This window comes from Cupriavidus sp. BIC8F (genome assembly GCF_032465815.1).
In the GTDB taxonomy this organism is placed as follows: Bacteria; Pseudomonadota; Gammaproteobacteria; order Burkholderiales; family Burkholderiaceae; genus Cupriavidus; species Cupriavidus necator.
The window spans coordinates 218,592-234,798 of record NZ_CP136094.1 but is presented as its reverse complement, the minus strand read 5'-3'; the positions used below and the strand labels follow the sequence as shown (position 1 = coordinate 234,798).

At 69.3% G+C, this 16,207-nt stretch carries 12 protein-coding genes and 1 pseudogene; 5 read left to right on the top strand and 8 right to left on the bottom strand.

Going from position 1 to position 16,207, the window contains the following annotated elements; translation table 11 throughout:
* The first annotated feature begins 13 nt into the window (after positions 1-13).
* From RS901_RS01070 to RS901_RS01055, 4 genes are read left to right on the top strand one after another with little or no spacing between them, the layout of a single operon-like run.
* On the top strand, positions 14-859 hold the full coding sequence (locus RS901_RS01070) for an enoyl-CoA hydratase/isomerase family protein (RefSeq protein WP_316150980.1): 846 nt from the start codon (positions 14-16) through the stop codon (positions 857-859).
* Positions 860-900: 41 nt separating this feature from the next.
* Complete coding sequence (locus RS901_RS01065; RefSeq protein ID WP_316150979.1) at positions 901-2,904, top strand: acetyl-CoA carboxylase biotin carboxylase subunit; 2,004 nt, start codon at positions 901-903, stop codon at positions 2,902-2,904.
* Positions 2,901-4,706: an acyclic terpene utilization AtuA family protein gene (locus RS901_RS01060; protein ID WP_316150978.1), complete on the top strand. Its 1,806-nt coding sequence runs from the start codon at positions 2,901-2,903 to the stop codon at positions 4,704-4,706. Before RS901_RS01065 ends, RS901_RS01060 begins: the two co-directional genes overlap by 4 nt.
* Before the next feature lie 53 nt (positions 4,707-4,759).
* Positions 4,760-5,770 carry a tripartite tricarboxylate transporter substrate binding protein gene (locus tag RS901_RS01055; protein ID WP_316150977.1) on the top strand — a complete coding sequence of 337 codons (1,011 nt, stop codon included), beginning with the start codon at positions 4,760-4,762 and terminating at the stop codon, positions 5,768-5,770.
* 47 nt (positions 5,771-5,817) lie between these two features.
* Here the strand turns inward: RS901_RS01055 and RS901_RS01050 are convergent, their stop codons facing one another.
* The 8 genes and pseudogenes from RS901_RS01050 to RS901_RS01015 all read right to left on the bottom strand — a co-directional run bounded on the left by RS901_RS01050 (position 5,818) and on the right by RS901_RS01015 (position 15,755).
* Complete coding sequence (locus RS901_RS01050; RefSeq protein WP_316150976.1) at positions 5,818-6,969, bottom strand: acyl-CoA dehydrogenase family protein; 1,152 nt, start codon at positions 6,967-6,969, stop codon at positions 5,818-5,820.
* An 8-nt stretch (positions 6,970-6,977) separates the two neighbouring features.
* Positions 6,978-7,862, bottom strand: coding sequence for an SDR family oxidoreductase (locus tag RS901_RS01045; protein ID WP_316150975.1), 885 nt, complete (start codon positions 7,860-7,862; stop codon positions 6,978-6,980).
* A gap of 14 nt (positions 7,863-7,876) precedes the next feature.
* Positions 7,877-8,890, bottom strand: a complete 1,014-nt coding sequence (locus tag RS901_RS01040; protein ID WP_316150974.1) for a tripartite tricarboxylate transporter substrate binding protein — start codon at positions 8,888-8,890, stop codon at positions 7,877-7,879.
* Positions 8,887-11,037 carry an acetate--CoA ligase family protein gene (locus RS901_RS01035; RefSeq protein WP_316150972.1) on the bottom strand — a complete coding sequence of 717 codons (2,151 nt, stop codon included), beginning with the start codon at positions 11,035-11,037 and terminating at the stop codon, positions 8,887-8,889. The genes RS901_RS01040 and RS901_RS01035 overlap by 4 nt, the downstream gene beginning before the upstream one ends.
* A gap of 170 nt (positions 11,038-11,207) precedes the next feature.
* Positions 11,208-12,289, bottom strand: a pseudogene (locus RS901_RS01030) (DUF72 domain-containing protein).
* Complete coding sequence (locus RS901_RS01025) at positions 12,286-13,545, bottom strand: cyclopropane-fatty-acyl-phospholipid synthase family protein (RefSeq protein WP_316150971.1); 1,260 nt, start codon at positions 13,543-13,545, stop codon at positions 12,286-12,288. The pseudogene RS901_RS01030 and the gene RS901_RS01025 overlap by 4 nt, the downstream one beginning before the upstream one ends.
* Positions 13,546-13,777: 232 nt before the next feature.
* Positions 13,778-14,416: a pyridoxamine 5'-phosphate oxidase gene (gene pdxH, locus RS901_RS01020; protein ID WP_013957588.1), complete on the bottom strand. Its 639-nt coding sequence runs from the start codon at positions 14,414-14,416 to the stop codon at positions 13,778-13,780.
* A 145-nt stretch (positions 14,417-14,561) separates the two neighbouring features.
* On the bottom strand, positions 14,562-15,755 hold the full coding sequence (locus RS901_RS01015; RefSeq protein ID WP_316150970.1) for an MFS transporter: 1,194 nt from the start codon (positions 15,753-15,755) through the stop codon (positions 14,562-14,564).
* Positions 15,756-15,772: 17 nt separating this feature from the next.
* Between RS901_RS01015 and RS901_RS01010 the strand changes: the two genes are divergently transcribed.
* Positions 15,773-16,186 carry a hypothetical protein gene (locus RS901_RS01010; protein WP_316150969.1) on the top strand — a complete coding sequence of 138 codons (414 nt, stop codon included), beginning with the start codon at positions 15,773-15,775 and terminating at the stop codon, positions 16,184-16,186.
* The last annotated feature ends 21 nt before the right edge of the window (positions 16,187-16,207 follow it).

Here is a 16,207-nt window from a genome sequence, read left to right as displayed (position 1 = left end):
AGCCAGGATCGCCATGCCTGACAGCTCATGCAACGATGCCGTGATCGTGCGCCGCGCCGGCGGCGTACTGTTCGCCACCCTCAATATTCCTGCCACGCGCAACGCGCTCGCGCCCGAAGTGGTGGCCGCGCTGGCCGCCGCCGTGGCGCAGGCCGAAGCCGACCCGGATGTCCGCGCGCTGGTGCTGCGCGGCGCCGGCGGCATCTTCAGCGCAGGCGGCAACGTGGGCAGCTTCCAGGCCCGGCTCGATGCCGACGCCAGCCAGGAAGACCCGGTCGCCACGCGCAACCGCCAGTTCGGCTACTTCATGGAGCGCCTGAGCGTGCTGCCGGTACCGGTGATCGCCGCGGTTGAGGGCGCGGCCATGGGCGGCGGCATGGGCCTGGCCTGCGCGGCCGACGTCGTGCTGGCTACGCGCGATGCGCGCTTTGCGTTGTCGGAGACCACGCTGGGCATTGTCGCCGCGCAGATCGCCCCCTTTGTGGTGCAAAGGCTGGGCGCTGCCGCCACGCGCCGGCTGGGCCTGACCGGCGCGCGCGTCAGCGGCGATGCGGCGGCAGCCATCGGTCTTGTCGACCAGCTCGCGGACGACAGCGCGGAGCTGGACGCCCTGATTGCCGAGTGGCTGACGCGCATCGGCCGTTGCGGCCCGAATGCCAACCGCGTGTTCAAGGCACTGGTCGGCCGCTGCGGCCACGAGCCGCCAGGCCCGCTGCTGGACGAGGCCTCGCACCAGTTTGCGCAATGCATGCGGCGCGAGGGCGCCGAAGGCGTGGCGGCATTCCGCGAGAAGCGCGATGCCGCCTGGACCGTTCGCTTCGATGCCGTGGCGGTGCGCGCCGCGCAGTCGACCGGCTGACCGCGCCGGCCGCATCTTCCAAGAGATTCACAGGATTTCCCATGTCTGCTACCCGCCGATCCTTTCATACGCTGCTCGTCGCCAATCGCGGCGAGATCGCGGTGCGCATCATGCGCACCGCCCGCCGCCTCGGGCTGGCTACCGTGGCCGTGTATTCCGAAGCGGACCGCCACAGCCCGCACATTGCCTGCGCCGACCGTGCCGTGTGCATCGGCGCCGCCGCGCCGCGCGAGTCGTACCTGAACATTGCTGCCATCGTCGAAGCAGCCCGCGCCAGCGGTGCCGATGCGGTGCACCCCGGCTATGGCTTCCTGGCCGAGAACGCCGCCTTTGCCGAGGCGGTCACCGCCGCCGGCCTGGTCTTCGTCGGCCCGCCCGCCGCGGCGATCCGCGCCATGGGCAACAAGGCCGAGGCCAAGCGACTGATGCTGGCTGCCGACATGCCCTGCGTGCCCGGCTATCAGGGGGCTGCGCAGGATGACGCCACGCTGCTGGCCGAGGCCGGGTCCATCGGCTTCCCCCTGATGGTCAAGGCCGCGGCCGGCGGCGGCGGGCGCGGCATGCGGCTGGTGCGCGACGCGGCGGCGCTGCCCGCGGCGCTGTCGAGCGCACGCTCCGAGGCGGCGTCTGCCTTCGGCTCCGACGAGCTGATCCTGGAGCGCGCCGTGATCGCGCCGCGCCACGTCGAGATCCAGGTCTTTGCCGATACCCACGGCAATGTGATCCATCTCGGCGAGCGCGACTGCTCCGTGCAGCGCCGCCACCAGAAGGTCATCGAGGAAGCGCCGTCGCCCGCGGTCGGCCCGGTGCTGCGCTCGCGCATGGGCGAGGCCGCCGTGCGCGCGGCAAAGGCCATCAGCTACGTCGGCGCCGGCACCATGGAGTTCCTGCTCGATGCCGAGGGCAGCTTCTACTTCATGGAGATGAACACCCGGCTGCAGGTCGAACACGCGGTGACCGAGGCCATCACCGGCTTCGACCTGGTCGAATGGCAATTGCGCGTGGCGGCGGGCGAGCCGCTGCCGGTCACGCAGGACCAGGTCCGGCTCAACGGCCATGCCATCGAAGTGCGACTCACCGCCGAGGACGTGCCGGCCGGTTTCCTGCCGCAGGGCGGGCCGCTGCTGCGCTGGCGCCCGCCTGCCGCTGGTCGCGATGTGCGTGTGGACCATGCGCTGGAAGAGGGCGGTGCCATCCCCACCCACTATGACTCGATGGTCGCCAAGCTGGTCGCGCATGGCGCCGACCGCGAAGAGGCGCGCCGCAAGCTGCTGCGCGCGGTGCAAGACTGCGCGCTGCTGGGCGTGCCCACCAACCAGGGGTTCCTGGCCGCGTGCCTGGCGCACCCGGCGTTCGCCGGCAATGACGTGCATACGGGCTTTGTCGACACCCATATGCAGGCGGCGCTGCAGGCCCCGGTGCCTCCGGTGCATGTGACGGCAAGCGCCGCGCTGGCCGCGTGGGGGCTGCTGGGCGGCAACGGCAAGCCGGCCACGCTTGCGCGTGCGGCCTCCAGCGTGGTGCTGAATGCGGCCGGCAAGGCGTGGGAAGCGTTCCTGCGCGTGTCTGCCGATGGCTGGCGCGTCAGCCTGCGCCAGCGCGGTGAAGACCACCCGCCGGTGGAATGCAGGCTGCGCGTGCTGCGCGCCGATGCCGTCGACGGCACGGCCCTGGTCGAATGCGACGGCGTGGCCTATCCGCTGGTGTTCGCCGCCGAAAAGCACGCGCTGCACCTGTTCCAGTCCGGCCTCGCCTGGCAGTTCCCGCTGCACGATCCGCGCCGCCGCCGCGATGCGGGCGACGCCGACGGCGCGCTGCAGGCGCCGCTGACGGCCCGCATCGTCGCGGTCAATGTGGCCGAGGGCGACCACGTGGAAGCGGGCCAGGCGCTGGTGGTGCTGGAGGCCATGAAGATGGAGCACACCATCGTGGCGCCCTTCGCCGGCGTGGTGGCGGAGTTGCCCGCGCGCACCGGTGGGCAGGCCAGTGCCGGCTCGTTGCTGGCGCGGGTGGAGGCCGATGTCGCCGAAAAGGAAGAAGCATGAGCGAATCCGTGCAAGGCGAAGCGCGCGCCGGCAAGACCGTGCGCATCGGTGGCGCTTCCGGCTTCTGGGGCGATTCCGCCATCGCCACGCCGCAACTGCTGGCGGTGCCCGGCCTGCAATACCTGGTCTATGACTACCTGGCCGAGACCACCATGTCGATCCTGGCACGCGCCCGTGCCAAGGATCCGGCGCAGGGCTACGCCACCGACTTCGTGCACGCGGCGATGGGACCGAACCTCGGTGAAATCCTGCGGCGGGGCATCCGTGTCGTTGCCAATGCCGGCGGCCTCAATCCGCACGGCTGCCGCGACGCACTGCTCAAGGTGGCGGCGCAGCAGGGGCTGTCGCCGCGCATCGCGGTGGTCAGCGGCGACGACGTGCAGCCGCGCTTCGCGCAGTGGTGCGCCGAGGGGCTGGCTGACCTTGGAGGCAATCCGGTGCCAACCACCGAGCCCTGGTCGGCCAACGCCTACACCGGCGCGCAAGGCATTGCCCGCGCGCTGGCGCTGGGCGCGGACATCGTCATCGCCGGGCGCTGCGTGGACAGCGCCGTCGTGGTGGGCGCGCTGGCCCACGAGTTCGGCTGGAACTGGACCGACTGGGACCGCCTGGCCGCCGGCACGCTGGCGGGCCACGTGATCGAGTGCGGCGCCCAGGCCACGGGCGGGCTGTTTACCGACTGGCAGCGCGTGCCGGGCTGGGAGCGCATGGGCTACCCCGTGATCGACTGCGCGCACGACGGCAGCTTCGTGCTGAGCAAGCCAGAGGGCACTGGGGGACTGATCGACCCGGCCGCGGTCGCGGAACAGGTGCTGTACGAGGTCGGTGATCCCGCCAACTACCTGATGCCGGACGTGACCTGCGACTTCCGCATGGTGCGCACGGAACTGGTCGAGCCCGGGCGCGTACGCGTGCATGGCGCGCGTGGCCGGGCACCCGGCACGCACTACAAGGGCAATGCCACCTGGCAGGACGGGTACCAGATCAGCCTGATGATGGCGATCCGCGGCATCGATGCCCCCGCCAAGGCGCGCCGCACCGCCGAGGCGCTGCTGGCGCGCACCCGTGCCATGCTGGCCGAGCGCCAGATGCCGGACTACACCGAGACCGTGGTCGAGCTGCTCGGCTGCGAATCGCAGTATGGCCCGCATGCGCGCGCATTGCCGACGCGGGAAGTGGTGCTGCGCATCGGCGCGCGCCATCCGCTCGCCAAGGGGCTGAGCTTTCTGCAGCGCGAATGCTCTTCTGCGGGGACGTCCATGGCGGCCGGCACGCGCTCTTCCTTCGCCGGTCGGGTCGACATCCAGCCCGTGGTGAAGGTGTTCTCCTTCCTGGTGCCCAAGTCGGAGGTGCCGATGCGCGTGGAGTTCGAGGCTGGCGAGCTCCTGCTGCCCAATGCCGCAGTGAGCGCGGCGCAGGAGCCGCCGGTCGCGATCGACGCGCCGGCATCGCCTGCGCTCCCCCATGAGCCGCGCGTCGAGCGGCCACTGGTCACGCTTGCCTATGCGCGCAGCGGCGACAAGGGCGATGACGAGAACATCGGCGTGATCGCCCGCAAGCCAGAGTACCTGGCACTGCTGCGCGAGCAACTCACCCCGCAAGCCGTGCGCGCGTACTTTGCCCACCTGGTGCAGGGCGAGGTCGAGCGCTTTGACGTGCCCGGCCTGCACGCGCTGAATTTCCTGATGCACGGCGCGTTGGGCGGTGGCGGCGTGGCCAGCCTGCGCTCGGACCCGCTGGGCAAGAGCTACGCGCAGATGCTGCTGGACTTTCCGCTTTCCGTACCCCGCAGTTGGGCATAGACCCGGCCAGAGATCTTGCGCGCCGGCACTGGCGCGCGCAACCAGGAGGAGACATGACCCGACCCAAGCCCGACGCGCGCATCCGACGCCAGCTATGCCTGGGCCTGTTCGCAGGACTGGCCGCAGGCAGCCTCGCCGGCCCCTTGCCCGCCAAGGCGCAGGGCGACGCCTATCCCAACCGCCCGATCCGCGTGGTCGTGCCGTACACGCCCGGTGGTGTGTCAGACGCCGTGACGCGGCTGGTGATGCAGAAGCTGGCGGAACGCATCGGCCAGCCGGTGGTGGTGGAGAACCGCCCCGGCGCCAACGGCATGATCGGCTCGGAGAACGTCGCCAGGTCCGCGCCGGACGGTTATTCGCTGCTGGTGGTGGTGGCCGGGCACGCCATCAATCCCAGCCTGTATCCGAAGATGAGCTATGACCCGCTCAAGGACCTCACCGGCGTCAGCATGATCGGGCGGATTCCGCTGCTGCTGGTCTCCAGCGCGCAGTTGCCGCCGACCACGGTGAAAGAGCTGGTGGGCTGGGGCAAGGCCAATCCCGCGAAGATGGCCTTTGCCTCCAGCGGCAATGGCTCCGGCGCGCACCTGGCGGGCGAGCTGTTCGCGCAGTCGGTCGGCATGCAGATGACGCACGTGCCTTACAAGGGCATTTCGCCGGCGCTGCCTGATTTGTTCTCGGGGCAGGTTGCCATCATCTTCGATTCGGTGCAGACCATGATGCCGCAGGTGAAGGCGGGCAAGGTGCGCGCGCTGGCGATATCCAGCCCGACGCGCTGGCCGGCCGCGCCGGAGGTGCCGACCATGGCCGAAGCCGGTTATCCGGGCGTCACGGCAGGCAGCTGGATCGGCCTGATCGCACCGGCGATGACGCCACCGGCGGTGCAGGCAAAGCTGGCCCGGGAAATGGAAGCGGTCCTGCAGCAGCCTGACGTACGGGCAAGGCTGATCGACTATGGGATTGATCCGGTCGGCGGCAAGCCGGAGCAGTTCCAGGCGTTCATCAAGGCCGAAGCGGTGCGATGGGGTGAAGTGGTGAAGAAGAGCGGACTGCGGCTGGAGTAAGAGGAAGGCGGCCGCGGACGGCACCTGTCGGCACCGTCCGCGGCTTGCTACAGGCTCAGTTGCTTCGCCGCCAGGTCCTTCATGATTTCCTCGGCGCCGCCGCCGATCATCATCACCTTGACCTCGCGATACAGGCGCTCCACCCGGCTGCCGCGCATATAGCCCATCCCGCCCAGCAACTGCACCGCGCGGTCCGCGCAGAACTGGAAGGTGCGCGTGGCCATGTTCTTGGCCATCGCGATCTGCGCCACCGGCGCGGCGCCGTCGTCCAGGCGCGCGGCCAGGTCGTCCAGCAGGGCGCGCGTGGATTCGATGCGCGTGGCCATGTCCACCAGTTGGTGGCGCACTACCTGGTGGTCGGCCAGGCGCTTGCCGAAGGTGCGCCGTTCGCGCGCCCACGCCAGCGCGTCGTGGAAGCAGACCTGCGCATAGCCACAGGCGGCCGCGGCCAGCGCCAGCCGCTCGTGGTTGAAATTCTTCGTGATGGCGGCAAAGCCCTTGCCTTCCTCGCCGATCAGGTTTTCCACCGGCACGCGGCACGCGTCGAAGAACAGCTGCGCGGTGTCGGACGCCCACCAGCCCATCTTCTTCAGCGGCGTGCGCGTCAGGCCCGGTGTATCGCCCTCGATCAACAGCAGCGATACGCCGCCGGAACCCGGGCCGCCGGTGCGCACGGCCACCGTGAAGTAGTCCGCGCGCATGCCTGAGGTGATGTAGAGCTTGGTGCCGTTGACCACGTAGTGGTCGCCCTCGCGCCGCGCGCTGGTGGACAGCTGCGCCACGTCGGAGCCGGCGTCGGGCTCGGTGATGGCGAGCGCGGAAATCTTCTCGCCGGCAAGGATCTGCGGCAGCACGCGCGCCTTCAGCGCCTCGCTGCCCACCGCGGCGATCGGTGGCGCACCGATGGTGTGCGAGAACAGCCCCGAGGCGATGCCTCCGGAGCCGCCCCAGGCGCGCTCTTCGAACAGGATCATGCGATAGAAGGCGTCGCACGGGGCGCCACCGTATGCTTCCGGAAAGCCCGGCTGCAGCAGGCCGGCTGCGGCGGCCTTCCGGTACAGCTCGCGCGGGAAGCTGCCGGCTTCGTCCCAGGCCTCGGCGTTGGGTGCCACCTCTTTCTCGAAGAAGCGCCGCACGCTGGCGCGGAAGGCTTCGTGGTCGGCGCTGTAGTAGCGCGGATTTGGCAGTTGCAGGGTCATGGTGTCGCTTATTCGGTGGCCGGCGTCAGGCACTGCGGCAGCGTGTAGAGCGGGAAGCCGTTGAAAGGCTCCGAGCGCTGGTGCTCGGGCTGCGGCCAGGTGTGCTTGGCGTTGGGCACGCCGCCGTCGACACGGATGGTCGAGCCGGTGATGAAGGCCGCCGCCGGCGAGAGCAGGAACACCACCGCCGCGGAGACTTCGGCTTCGGTGCCCAGGCGCTGCAGCGGCACCTTGCGCGCCAGCTGGCGGATCTTGGCCTGGAATTCCGGCGGGTAGGTGTCAAAGCCGCTGGAAGCGATCCAGCCTGGTGCCACCGCGTTCACGCGCACGCCTGCAGCGGCCCATTCGCAGGCGGCGGTCTCGGTGAAAGACAGCATGCCGGCGCGCGCGGCGCCCGAATGGCCCATGCCCGGCATGCCATTCCACATATCGGCAATGATGTTGACGATGGCGCCGCCGTTGGCTTCCATCCATTGCGTGAAGCATTCACGTGCCACCAGGAAGCCGCCGGTAAGGTTGTTGCGCACCACGGCTTCCCAGCCCTTCAGGCTGATATCGCGCAGCGGCGACGGAAACTGCCCGCCGGCGTTGTTGAAGAGGCCGTTGATGGCGCCGTGCGCGGCCAGCACGGCGGTTACGGTCTCGCGCACCTGGGCCTCGTCGCGGATGTCGCAGCTGTGCAGCGTGATGCGGCTGGCGGCTTCGGGCTCGACGGCGATGATCTCGGCCTTCACCTGCTCAAGCTTCTCGAGCTTGCGGCCGGCCAGCGCAAGGCGCGCGCCAAGACTGGCCAGTTCGTGTGCCGTGCAACGGCCGATGCCGCTGCCGGCGCCGGTTACCAGCACCGTGCGGCCGACGAACAGGCCGCGATGGAATACGGAACGATAGGACATGGCGGTCTCCGCGGTCATGGATTGGCCGTCAGGCCGAGGCGCTTCACCAGCCTGCCCTGGCTCTCATAGCGCTGGCGCGCAAAGGCGGCATAGTCGGCGCTGTTCAGGTAGGCGCTTTCCTGGTCGAACCGCTCCAGCACCTTCTGCATGGCGGGGTCGTTCAAGGCCTTGCGGAACGCATCGTGCAGAACCTGCACGGACTGCGGGTCCATGTTGCGCGGCCCGGCGATGCCGAATGGCGAGGTCGACACCATGTCGATGCCGACATCGCGCAGCGTTGGCACGCGGGTCCAGCGCCGCGAGTGCTCGGCGGTCCACAGCACCAGCCAGCGCGCCTTGCCGCTGTCGACGTAGGGACCGATGCCGCCGGCGGTGACCGCCAGGTCGATATGGCCGCCGAGCATTGCGGTGATGATCTCGGACTCGCCCTTGTAGGGCACATGGTTGAGTTCGATGCCGAGCTTCCTGCTGATCTCTTCCATCGTTACATGCATGGTGCCGTTGGTGCCGGTGCTGCCATAGCTGATCTTGCCGGGACGGCGCCGGGCATCCTCGACCATGTCCTGCCAGGATTTCCATGGCGCGTCGGCGCGCGCCGCCACGCCCAGCGTGTAGCCGGTCAGGTGGATCACATAGGTGAAGTCCCGCAGCGGGTCGAACTGCGTCTTCTGCAGGTGAGGCAGGCGGAACACCGGTTCCGGGATCACAGTCAGGGTGTAGCCATCCGGCCTGGCCCGCGCCACGACATTGGCGCCCAGTACGCCCGCCGCGCCCGGGCGGTTTTCCACGACGACAGGCTGGCCCAGCGTCCTGGCCGCGCCATCGGCCAGCGTGCGCACCAGCGTATCGGTGGCGCCGCCCGCCGCGAAGGGGACGATCAGCGTGACCGGCTGCGTGGGAAAGCTGTGCGCCAGTGCCTTGCGCGATGCCAGGGCGCCCAGCGGGGCCAGGGCGCCCATTGCCAGCAGCGTGAGCGTTTCGCGGCGCCGGCCGTCCACGAGCCCGGGTTTGGTCATATCAGGCGTCATTGCGCACCTCCCTCAGCGTTCGGAGACTGCATCAGGACCAGCGCGTCGAGGGCGACGGCACCGCGCCCGGCAGCGCGCACCAGCAGGGGATTCACTTCCATTTCGGCGAGGCTGTCGCCCAGTGACATGGCGGCGTCGGAGAGCGCCGCAATCGCGTCGGCCGCCGCGTCGATGTCGGCCGCGGGCTTGCCGCGGAAGCCTGTCATCAGCCGGTAGCCGCGCAGGCTGGCCAGCATGTCGCGCGCCATGGCGCGGTCCACCGGCAGCAGGCGGTGCGCCACGTCGTGGAAGATCTCGGTGAAGATCCCGCCCATGCCTGCCGTCATGGCCAGGCCGAAGACCGGATCGCGCGTCACGCCGACGATCAGCTCGCACACGCCGCTCGCCATTTGCTGCACCAGCACGCCGTGCTGTCGTGCCTGCGGCAGCGCCTGCGAGGCGGCGGCAGCCACCTCGGCCGCCGCCTCGCGCACCTGCTGCGCGTTGGCCAGTCCCAGCCGGACGCCGCCGACCTCGGTCTTGTGCACGATGTTCGGGCTCAGCACTTTCACTGCGACCGGGAAGCCGATGGCTTCGGCGGCGCGCGCGGCGTCCTCGGGCGTGGCCGCGGCCGCCTCCGCGCCGACCGGCACGCCGAAGCCCGCCAGCCACTGCTTGGCCTGGTGCTCGTCCATGGCGCCGGAAGGCGCGCGGGCGGCCGCGTCGCCGCCGGCCTGCGCGCGCAGCGTCATCCAGTGCGCGGTCGGCGCCGCCGTGCCGAGCCAGCCCACGTACGTGCCCAGGGCCCGGGCCGCGCGTGCGCAATCCGGGAACAGCGCCACACCGGCACCGGCCAGCCGTGCGCGGCTGGCCGGCTCGCCCGTGGTGGCGACGACGATCAGGCGATCGGTCTTGCCCGCCACCTCGATCAGCTCGTCGGCCACGCGATCCAGCAGGTAGGCGGTGGCGTAGAGGAAGATGACGTCGATGCCGTCAGTGGCGGCAAGGTTGTCGAGCGCGGCGTAGGCCAGGCCGCTGCGGTTGAACAGCTGGCCGGTCAGGTCGACGGGATTCGCCACTGCGCCGAGCTCCGGCACGCCCGCCAGCAGGCGCTGCTGGACCGCCTCGGGCAGGCGCGGCACGTCGAGTCCTGCCGCGCTGAGCAGGTCAGCCGACAGGGCACCCATTGCGCCCGACACGGAAGCCACCACCACCCGGCGTCCCGCGCTGCGATGGCGGAAGCCGGCCAGGTATGCCAGGTCGGTCAGGTGGGTCGGATCACCCGCCTGCATCGCGCCGATCTGGGCGAAGGCGGCGCGGTAGATGGCCTGGTTGCCGGCCAGCACGGCGGTATGGGATTGCGTAGCCGCCGAACCGGCCTCGCTCTCGCCGGCCTTCAGCAGGATCAGTGGCTTGTTTGCCGCGCGCAGGCGCGCAGCGGCTTCGATGAAGCCACTGCCATTGCGCAGGCCCTCGACGTAACCGACCACGGCCGCGGTTTGCGGATCGTCCGCGAGGTAGTCGAGATAATCCGCATAGTCCAGGCAGGCTTCGTTGCCGGTATTGATGAACTGGTGGAAGCCCACGTCCATCTGCCTTCCTGTGGCGTAGACGATGGCGCAGACGTTGCCGCTCTGGGTCAGCAGGCTCACGGCACCCTGGCCGTCCTGCGGCGGGAACGCGCGGAACGTGGTGGCAAATGCGGTGATGGCGCGCGTGGTCAGGTTGGCCAGCCCCATGCAGTTGGGTCCGGCGATCGCCATGCCGCTCTCGCGGGCGAAGGCCGCAAGTGCGGCCTGGCGCCCGGCACCCGCTTCACCGGCCTCGGCATAGCCCGAAGCGTAGACGATGGCGGCACGGATGCCGCGGGCATGGCAGCGCCGCAACTGCGGCAGCACCTCGTCCGCGCCGAGCGCCAGCACCGCCACGTCAGGCACCTGCGGCACGGATTCGATATCGGGATAGCACGCCAGGCCGGCGATCTCCCCATAGCGCGGATTGACCGGATACACCTGGCCCTGGTATCCAAGGCGCTGCAGGTGGTCCAACGCCACGCCACCGATGCGGCTGGTATCGCGCGAGGCGCCGACAATGGCTATCGAGGCAGGATCAAGCAGCTGCGGCAGGGCGGCGCGGCCCGGTGTGCGCGCCGAAGTGGAAAGGGGCATCGTCGTCTCCATCCTTCCTCGGTCGGAAGGTGCCCCGATTCAAGCCGATCGCGTGGGTGGCGACAAGCACATGGCCTCCAGCTGTGCACATTATGCACAAGTCTTCAGGTAGTGGCGGCCCTTGCCTGCGGGAGCGGCCTATCGGTCACCGTGCGCCGGCCGTCAGCCATTCACCCCTCCAGCCTCGCAATGATCGCCTCGGCCAGCCGCACGCAACTCAGCGGCGCGCAGCCCTCGGCGTTGTTGCTGACAATGACGATGGCAGGCTGCCCCGCGCGCAGCGTGCGCGCCACCACATCGGCAATGGCATGGCGGGTGTCCGGGTCGTCGTCGACGATGCGGTCGAACGGTGCGTACAGCTTTTCCGCGTAGGCGTAGGGCCGGCCGCCATGCAGCATCCAGCGCAGCACCAGCGGACCTGGCGCTTCCTCGTCCATCAGCGCCTGCGCCGCGGCCTGGCGCGGCACCGGCGGCAGGCGGTCGCGTGCTGACAGGCAGAAGCGCGCCCCGTGGCGGCGCAGCAGCCGGATGTAGCGTGGCGTCAGCAGTGCCGGGTCGCGCAGCTCAACGGTGTAGCACGCATGCGGGGTGATCGACGGATCGAGCGCCGGCAGCGCGCCCAGGAAGGCGTCGAGCCGTTCCAGGAACACGGCGCTGTCGGCCAGCGGACCCATCGGCGACAACTGGAACAGCAGCGGCCCGCATTTGCTGCCCAGCCCGCTGGTGGCGGGCACGATGAAGTCGCGCACCGCGATCTCCGCATCCAGGAAGGCGGCGTTGGCCAGCCGGCCGGCGCCGTCGGTGCCGCGCAGCCAGGCATCGCAGACGCTGGCGGGCGCCTTGACCAGGAAGCGGAAGCCGTCGGGGACCTGCGCGGCGTAGGACAGGTAGTCCGCCAGCGGGATCGGCCCGTAGAAGCCGCGGTCGATGCCTGCGGCGCGCAGCAGCGGATGGCGCGAATACGCGGCCAGGCCCTTGCGCGACAGCAGGCTGTCGCCGTACTCGCCGTCATAGACCAGCCCGTTCCAGCCGGGGTAGGCCCAGGAGGACGTGCCGAAGTACAGGTTCGATGGCAGCTGCGCGGCGAGCGCGCGCAGGGCTTCGTCCGCCTGTGCGGGTTGCACGCTCTTGCCGCGCGCGGGTTTGCCGGAGGGGGGGCGGGCGGGACGGCCGCGCCCGGGTGGGAGGCGGGCCGTTCCGGAGGGGCAGGTGGGGTGGGCAGGGGCAGCCCGCCAAAGAGGTCTTCAGTCAATCGCCAGCGTTGCCTTCAGTCGTTGCGCCAATGGGTTGGTCGTAGATATAGCGGCGCGACCACGGCAGCGTATCGGCCGGCAGCCCGGCCTTGTGGCAGAGCACCTGGTAGATCGACATCTTCTCGGTCTCGAAGGCATGTGCGCAGCCGGCCAGGTAGACCCGCCAGATGCGGTATTTCTTCTCGCCGACCAGGCCGCGGATGGTGTCGCCGCGGGCCTCGAAGTTGTCGGCCCAGTGGTGCAGCGTCTGCGCGTAGTGGCGGCGCAGCAGTTCGACGTCGAAGGCTTCCAGGCCGCCTTGCTGCAGCGTGCGCAGCACCAGCCCGATATGCGGCAGCTCGCCCTGCGGGAACACATAGCGGTCCATGAACTCGGCGCCGTCCATCGGCGTCGCGCCGTTGTCCGGGTCGGGCGAGGTGATGCCGTGGTTCATCGCATAGCCGTCGTCGGCCAGCAGTTCGCGGATGCGGCTGAAGTAGCCGGGCAGGTTGTCCTTGCCCACATGCTCGAACATGCCGACGCTGGTGATGCGGTCGAAGGTGCCGGCGGTGTCGCGGTAGTCCTGCAGCCGGATCTCGATGCGGTCGGACAGGTCCGCGGCCCTGACGCGCTCGGTGGCCAGGTCGAACTGGTTCTGCGACAGCGTGATGCCCACGCAGCGCGCGCCGAACTTCTGCGCGGCGCGCAGCACCAGCGCGCCCCAGCCGCAGCCGATGTCCAGCAGCGACTGGTCCGGCTGCAGCCGGATCTTGGTCAGGATGTGGTCGATCTTCTTGAGTTGCGCCGTGGCCAGGTCTTCGTCGCCGTGCTCGAAGTAGGCGCAGGAGTAGACCATGTTGGGATCGAGCCAGAGCTGGTAGAAGTCGTTGGAGACATCGTAGTGGTACTGGATCGAGTTCTTGTCTTCCTGCTTGGTATGCGTGAAGTGCTGCGCCACCTTGAACAGCGCGCCGCCGGCGCGATGCGTTGCCGCAGCCGAGAAGCCGTAGGCGACCTTGATGATGTCCGTCAGCCTGCCCTCGAAGTCGATTTTCTCCTGCACATACGCTTCGCCCAGGTTGTCCAGGCTCGGCGTCAGCAGCAGCGGCAGGGCCGCGGCCTCGCGTACGGTCAGCGTGACAGCCGGCTTGTCGAAGTGCCCGAGCGGATATTCGGTGCCATTCCACAGCCGCAAGCTGACCGGCAGATTGGCATTCTCTCGCAGGTCGGCGATCCAGTTGTCGAGTTGCTTTTCCAGGGCTTGCTTGAAAAACATGCGCTTTACCTCCTGACGGTTGCGGCACACGCTTCGGCCGAGGCATCAGGCAAGGTTGGTACTGAGCTGGAACCTTGCCCAATCCATCGCGAACGCTGCAAGAAAAGAGTAGCCAAGCGACGCCTGTCTCACTTTAGTCCAATTCCGCAGCTTGTGCAGCGCACCGTCCAGAAGACCACACTACCGACCCGTTCGGCGCTGTTGGCGCATGTTCAGGTGCGCGCCAACCGCTTCAGGGCGACAGCCGCACGATTTGCCAGTCGCCGCCGGGTTGCAGGCGGAAGGCGATGCGGTCATGCAGCCGCGACGGGCGGCCCTGCCAGAACTCCAGCGCGGTCGGCACCAGGCGGTAGCCGCCCCAGTGCGGCGGGCGCGGCGGGTTTTCGCCGAACTTGCTGCGGTATTCCTGCTCGCGCTGCTCCAGCACGTCGCGGCCGGGTACCTCGCGGCTTTGCGCAGAGGCCCAGGCGCCCACGCGCGAGCCCAGCGGGCGCGTGGCGAAATAGGCGTCGCTCTCGTCGTCCGAGACTTTCTCGACGCGGCCTTCGACGCGTACCTGGCGCTCCAGTTGCACCCAGTGGAACAGCAGCGCCGCGCGCGGGTTTGCCGCCAGGTCCAGGCCCTTGCGGCTTTCATAGTTGGTGAAGAAGGTGAAGCCGCGGTCGTCGATGCCCTTGAGCAGCACGATGCGCGCGGAGGGCTGGCCGTCGGCGTCGACCGTGGCCAGGGTCATGGCATTGGGTTCGGGCAGCTTGGCCGTGACCGCCTCGTCGAACCAGCGTTTGAACTGGCTCATCGGGTCGGGCGCTACGTCGGTTTCGGACAGAGAGCCCAGCACATAGGTACGGCGAAGGTCGGCAAGTTGAGTCATGTCGCAATCATCAGGATATCGGTCGGGATGCGCGGTGCGCCCGGGGGCGGGGGCCGCAGGTCCGGCTGATTCGAGTATAGCGAATGCATCGGGGATCGCATTTGCGTGGCGACAAGCGTATCGCCAGCGCCACCTGCCGCGGGGGCTAAACTGGCGGTGGCAGCACCTTGCGCCCCTGGCGCCGCGAGTAGTAACCGGCCGCGCCCATCGCGCCCGCCATCGACAGGAAGATCGGCAGCATGCCCAGCGCCGTGCCGACCACGCCAAACGTGAGCGGCCACACCACCTGGCTGGTATTGAGCACCGCCGAGCGCAGGCCCAGCGCCTCGCCGGCGCGGCCGTGCGGCGACGCCGCGTGCAGGATGTTCATGACATTGGGCTGGGCGCTGCCCAGCGCCAGGCCCAGCACGAAGGCCAGCCCGCACATCAGCCAGAAGTGCGTGACGAAGGGGTAGGCCAGGTAGGCCAGCGCGCCCACCAGCAGCGCGCTGCGGATGATTTTCCACTCCGAGAGCCGGCGCGACACCGCCGGCATCGCCACGCGGATGGCAAAGGTGGCGATGGCGAAAGCGCCGAGCACCCAGCCGATCGATGACGGCGACAGGCCGATGCGCGAGCCCTGGATCGGGATCAGGAAGGCGTGCAGGTCCCATGCGGCGGACAGCACCGCGCTGGCGATGAAGACCGCGCGCAGCTCGGGATGTTGCAGCAGGTCCAGTGTGGAGCGGCGGCTGCCGTCCTCGATGGCGATGCGCCCGGCATTGCCGCCTTGCGCCGGCAGGCGCGGACGCACCCATTGCAGGCCGGCCTGGCCGACCAGCGCCACCGCCACCAGCACCATGAAGGCGGGGCGGAAGCCCGCATGCTCGATCACGTAGCCCATCGTCACCGGCCCGAGCGTGCCGGACACCGACAGCCCCAGCGCATGCCAGGTGTAGTTGCGCAGCCGGGTCTCATTGGTGGAGACCTGGCCGATCAGCAGCTGCATCGCCACCTGCACCAGCATGAAGCCCACGCCGATCAGCGCGCATGACAGGTACAGCGCGCCGAGGTCGTGCCAGAGCGCCGGCAGCAGCGTGCCCGCCACCACCATCAGCGAGCCTGCGGTCATCGGCTTGCGCGGCCCGATCTCGTCGATGCGCTTGCCGGCGCGGATTGCCAGCAGCATCGGCAGCACCGCATACAGCGACATCAGCACGCCGAGCGTGACGGTGGAGGCCTTGAGGGAAATCGCGAACAGCGACACCACCACGCGGCTGGCATTGAAGGCCACGTGGTTGCACACCGTCAGCGCGATCAGCCAGGTGATCGGCGGGACGGCGGCGTGCGGCAGCGACATGGGAACGGGGGCTCGCGGTGACCGCGCTCATGGCGGCCGGCGGCCGTGCCGAGGCGGGAAACAAGGAGGAAACAAAGGGCGGCCGCAGCCGCGCCTTCAGAAGGATGCAGACGGGCGAACCCGCACCGCATCCGATGCTTGCCATGCTTAAACTTGTTGTAAATGGCCGTTTAATTATGCGCCGGGCGTGGGCGCGGCACAACGGCTGCGTGCGGCAGGATGTCGCAGCGGGGCAAAGTGTTGCGATTTTGCTTCAGACAAGGGCGGACATATGGCCGCCAGGCGACGCGCCGCGTTCTGTTCCGCAAGTAGCTTGCCAAAATGAAATCGGCCAGTTGGCCGTCAGGCTAGGCGCGAGGAGGCGCCATAGCCGTAGTAGCTATGGCAACGACGAGCAACGAGGCATGGCGGCCAACTGGCCGATTTCATAACAAGGTATTTGCGGAACAGGG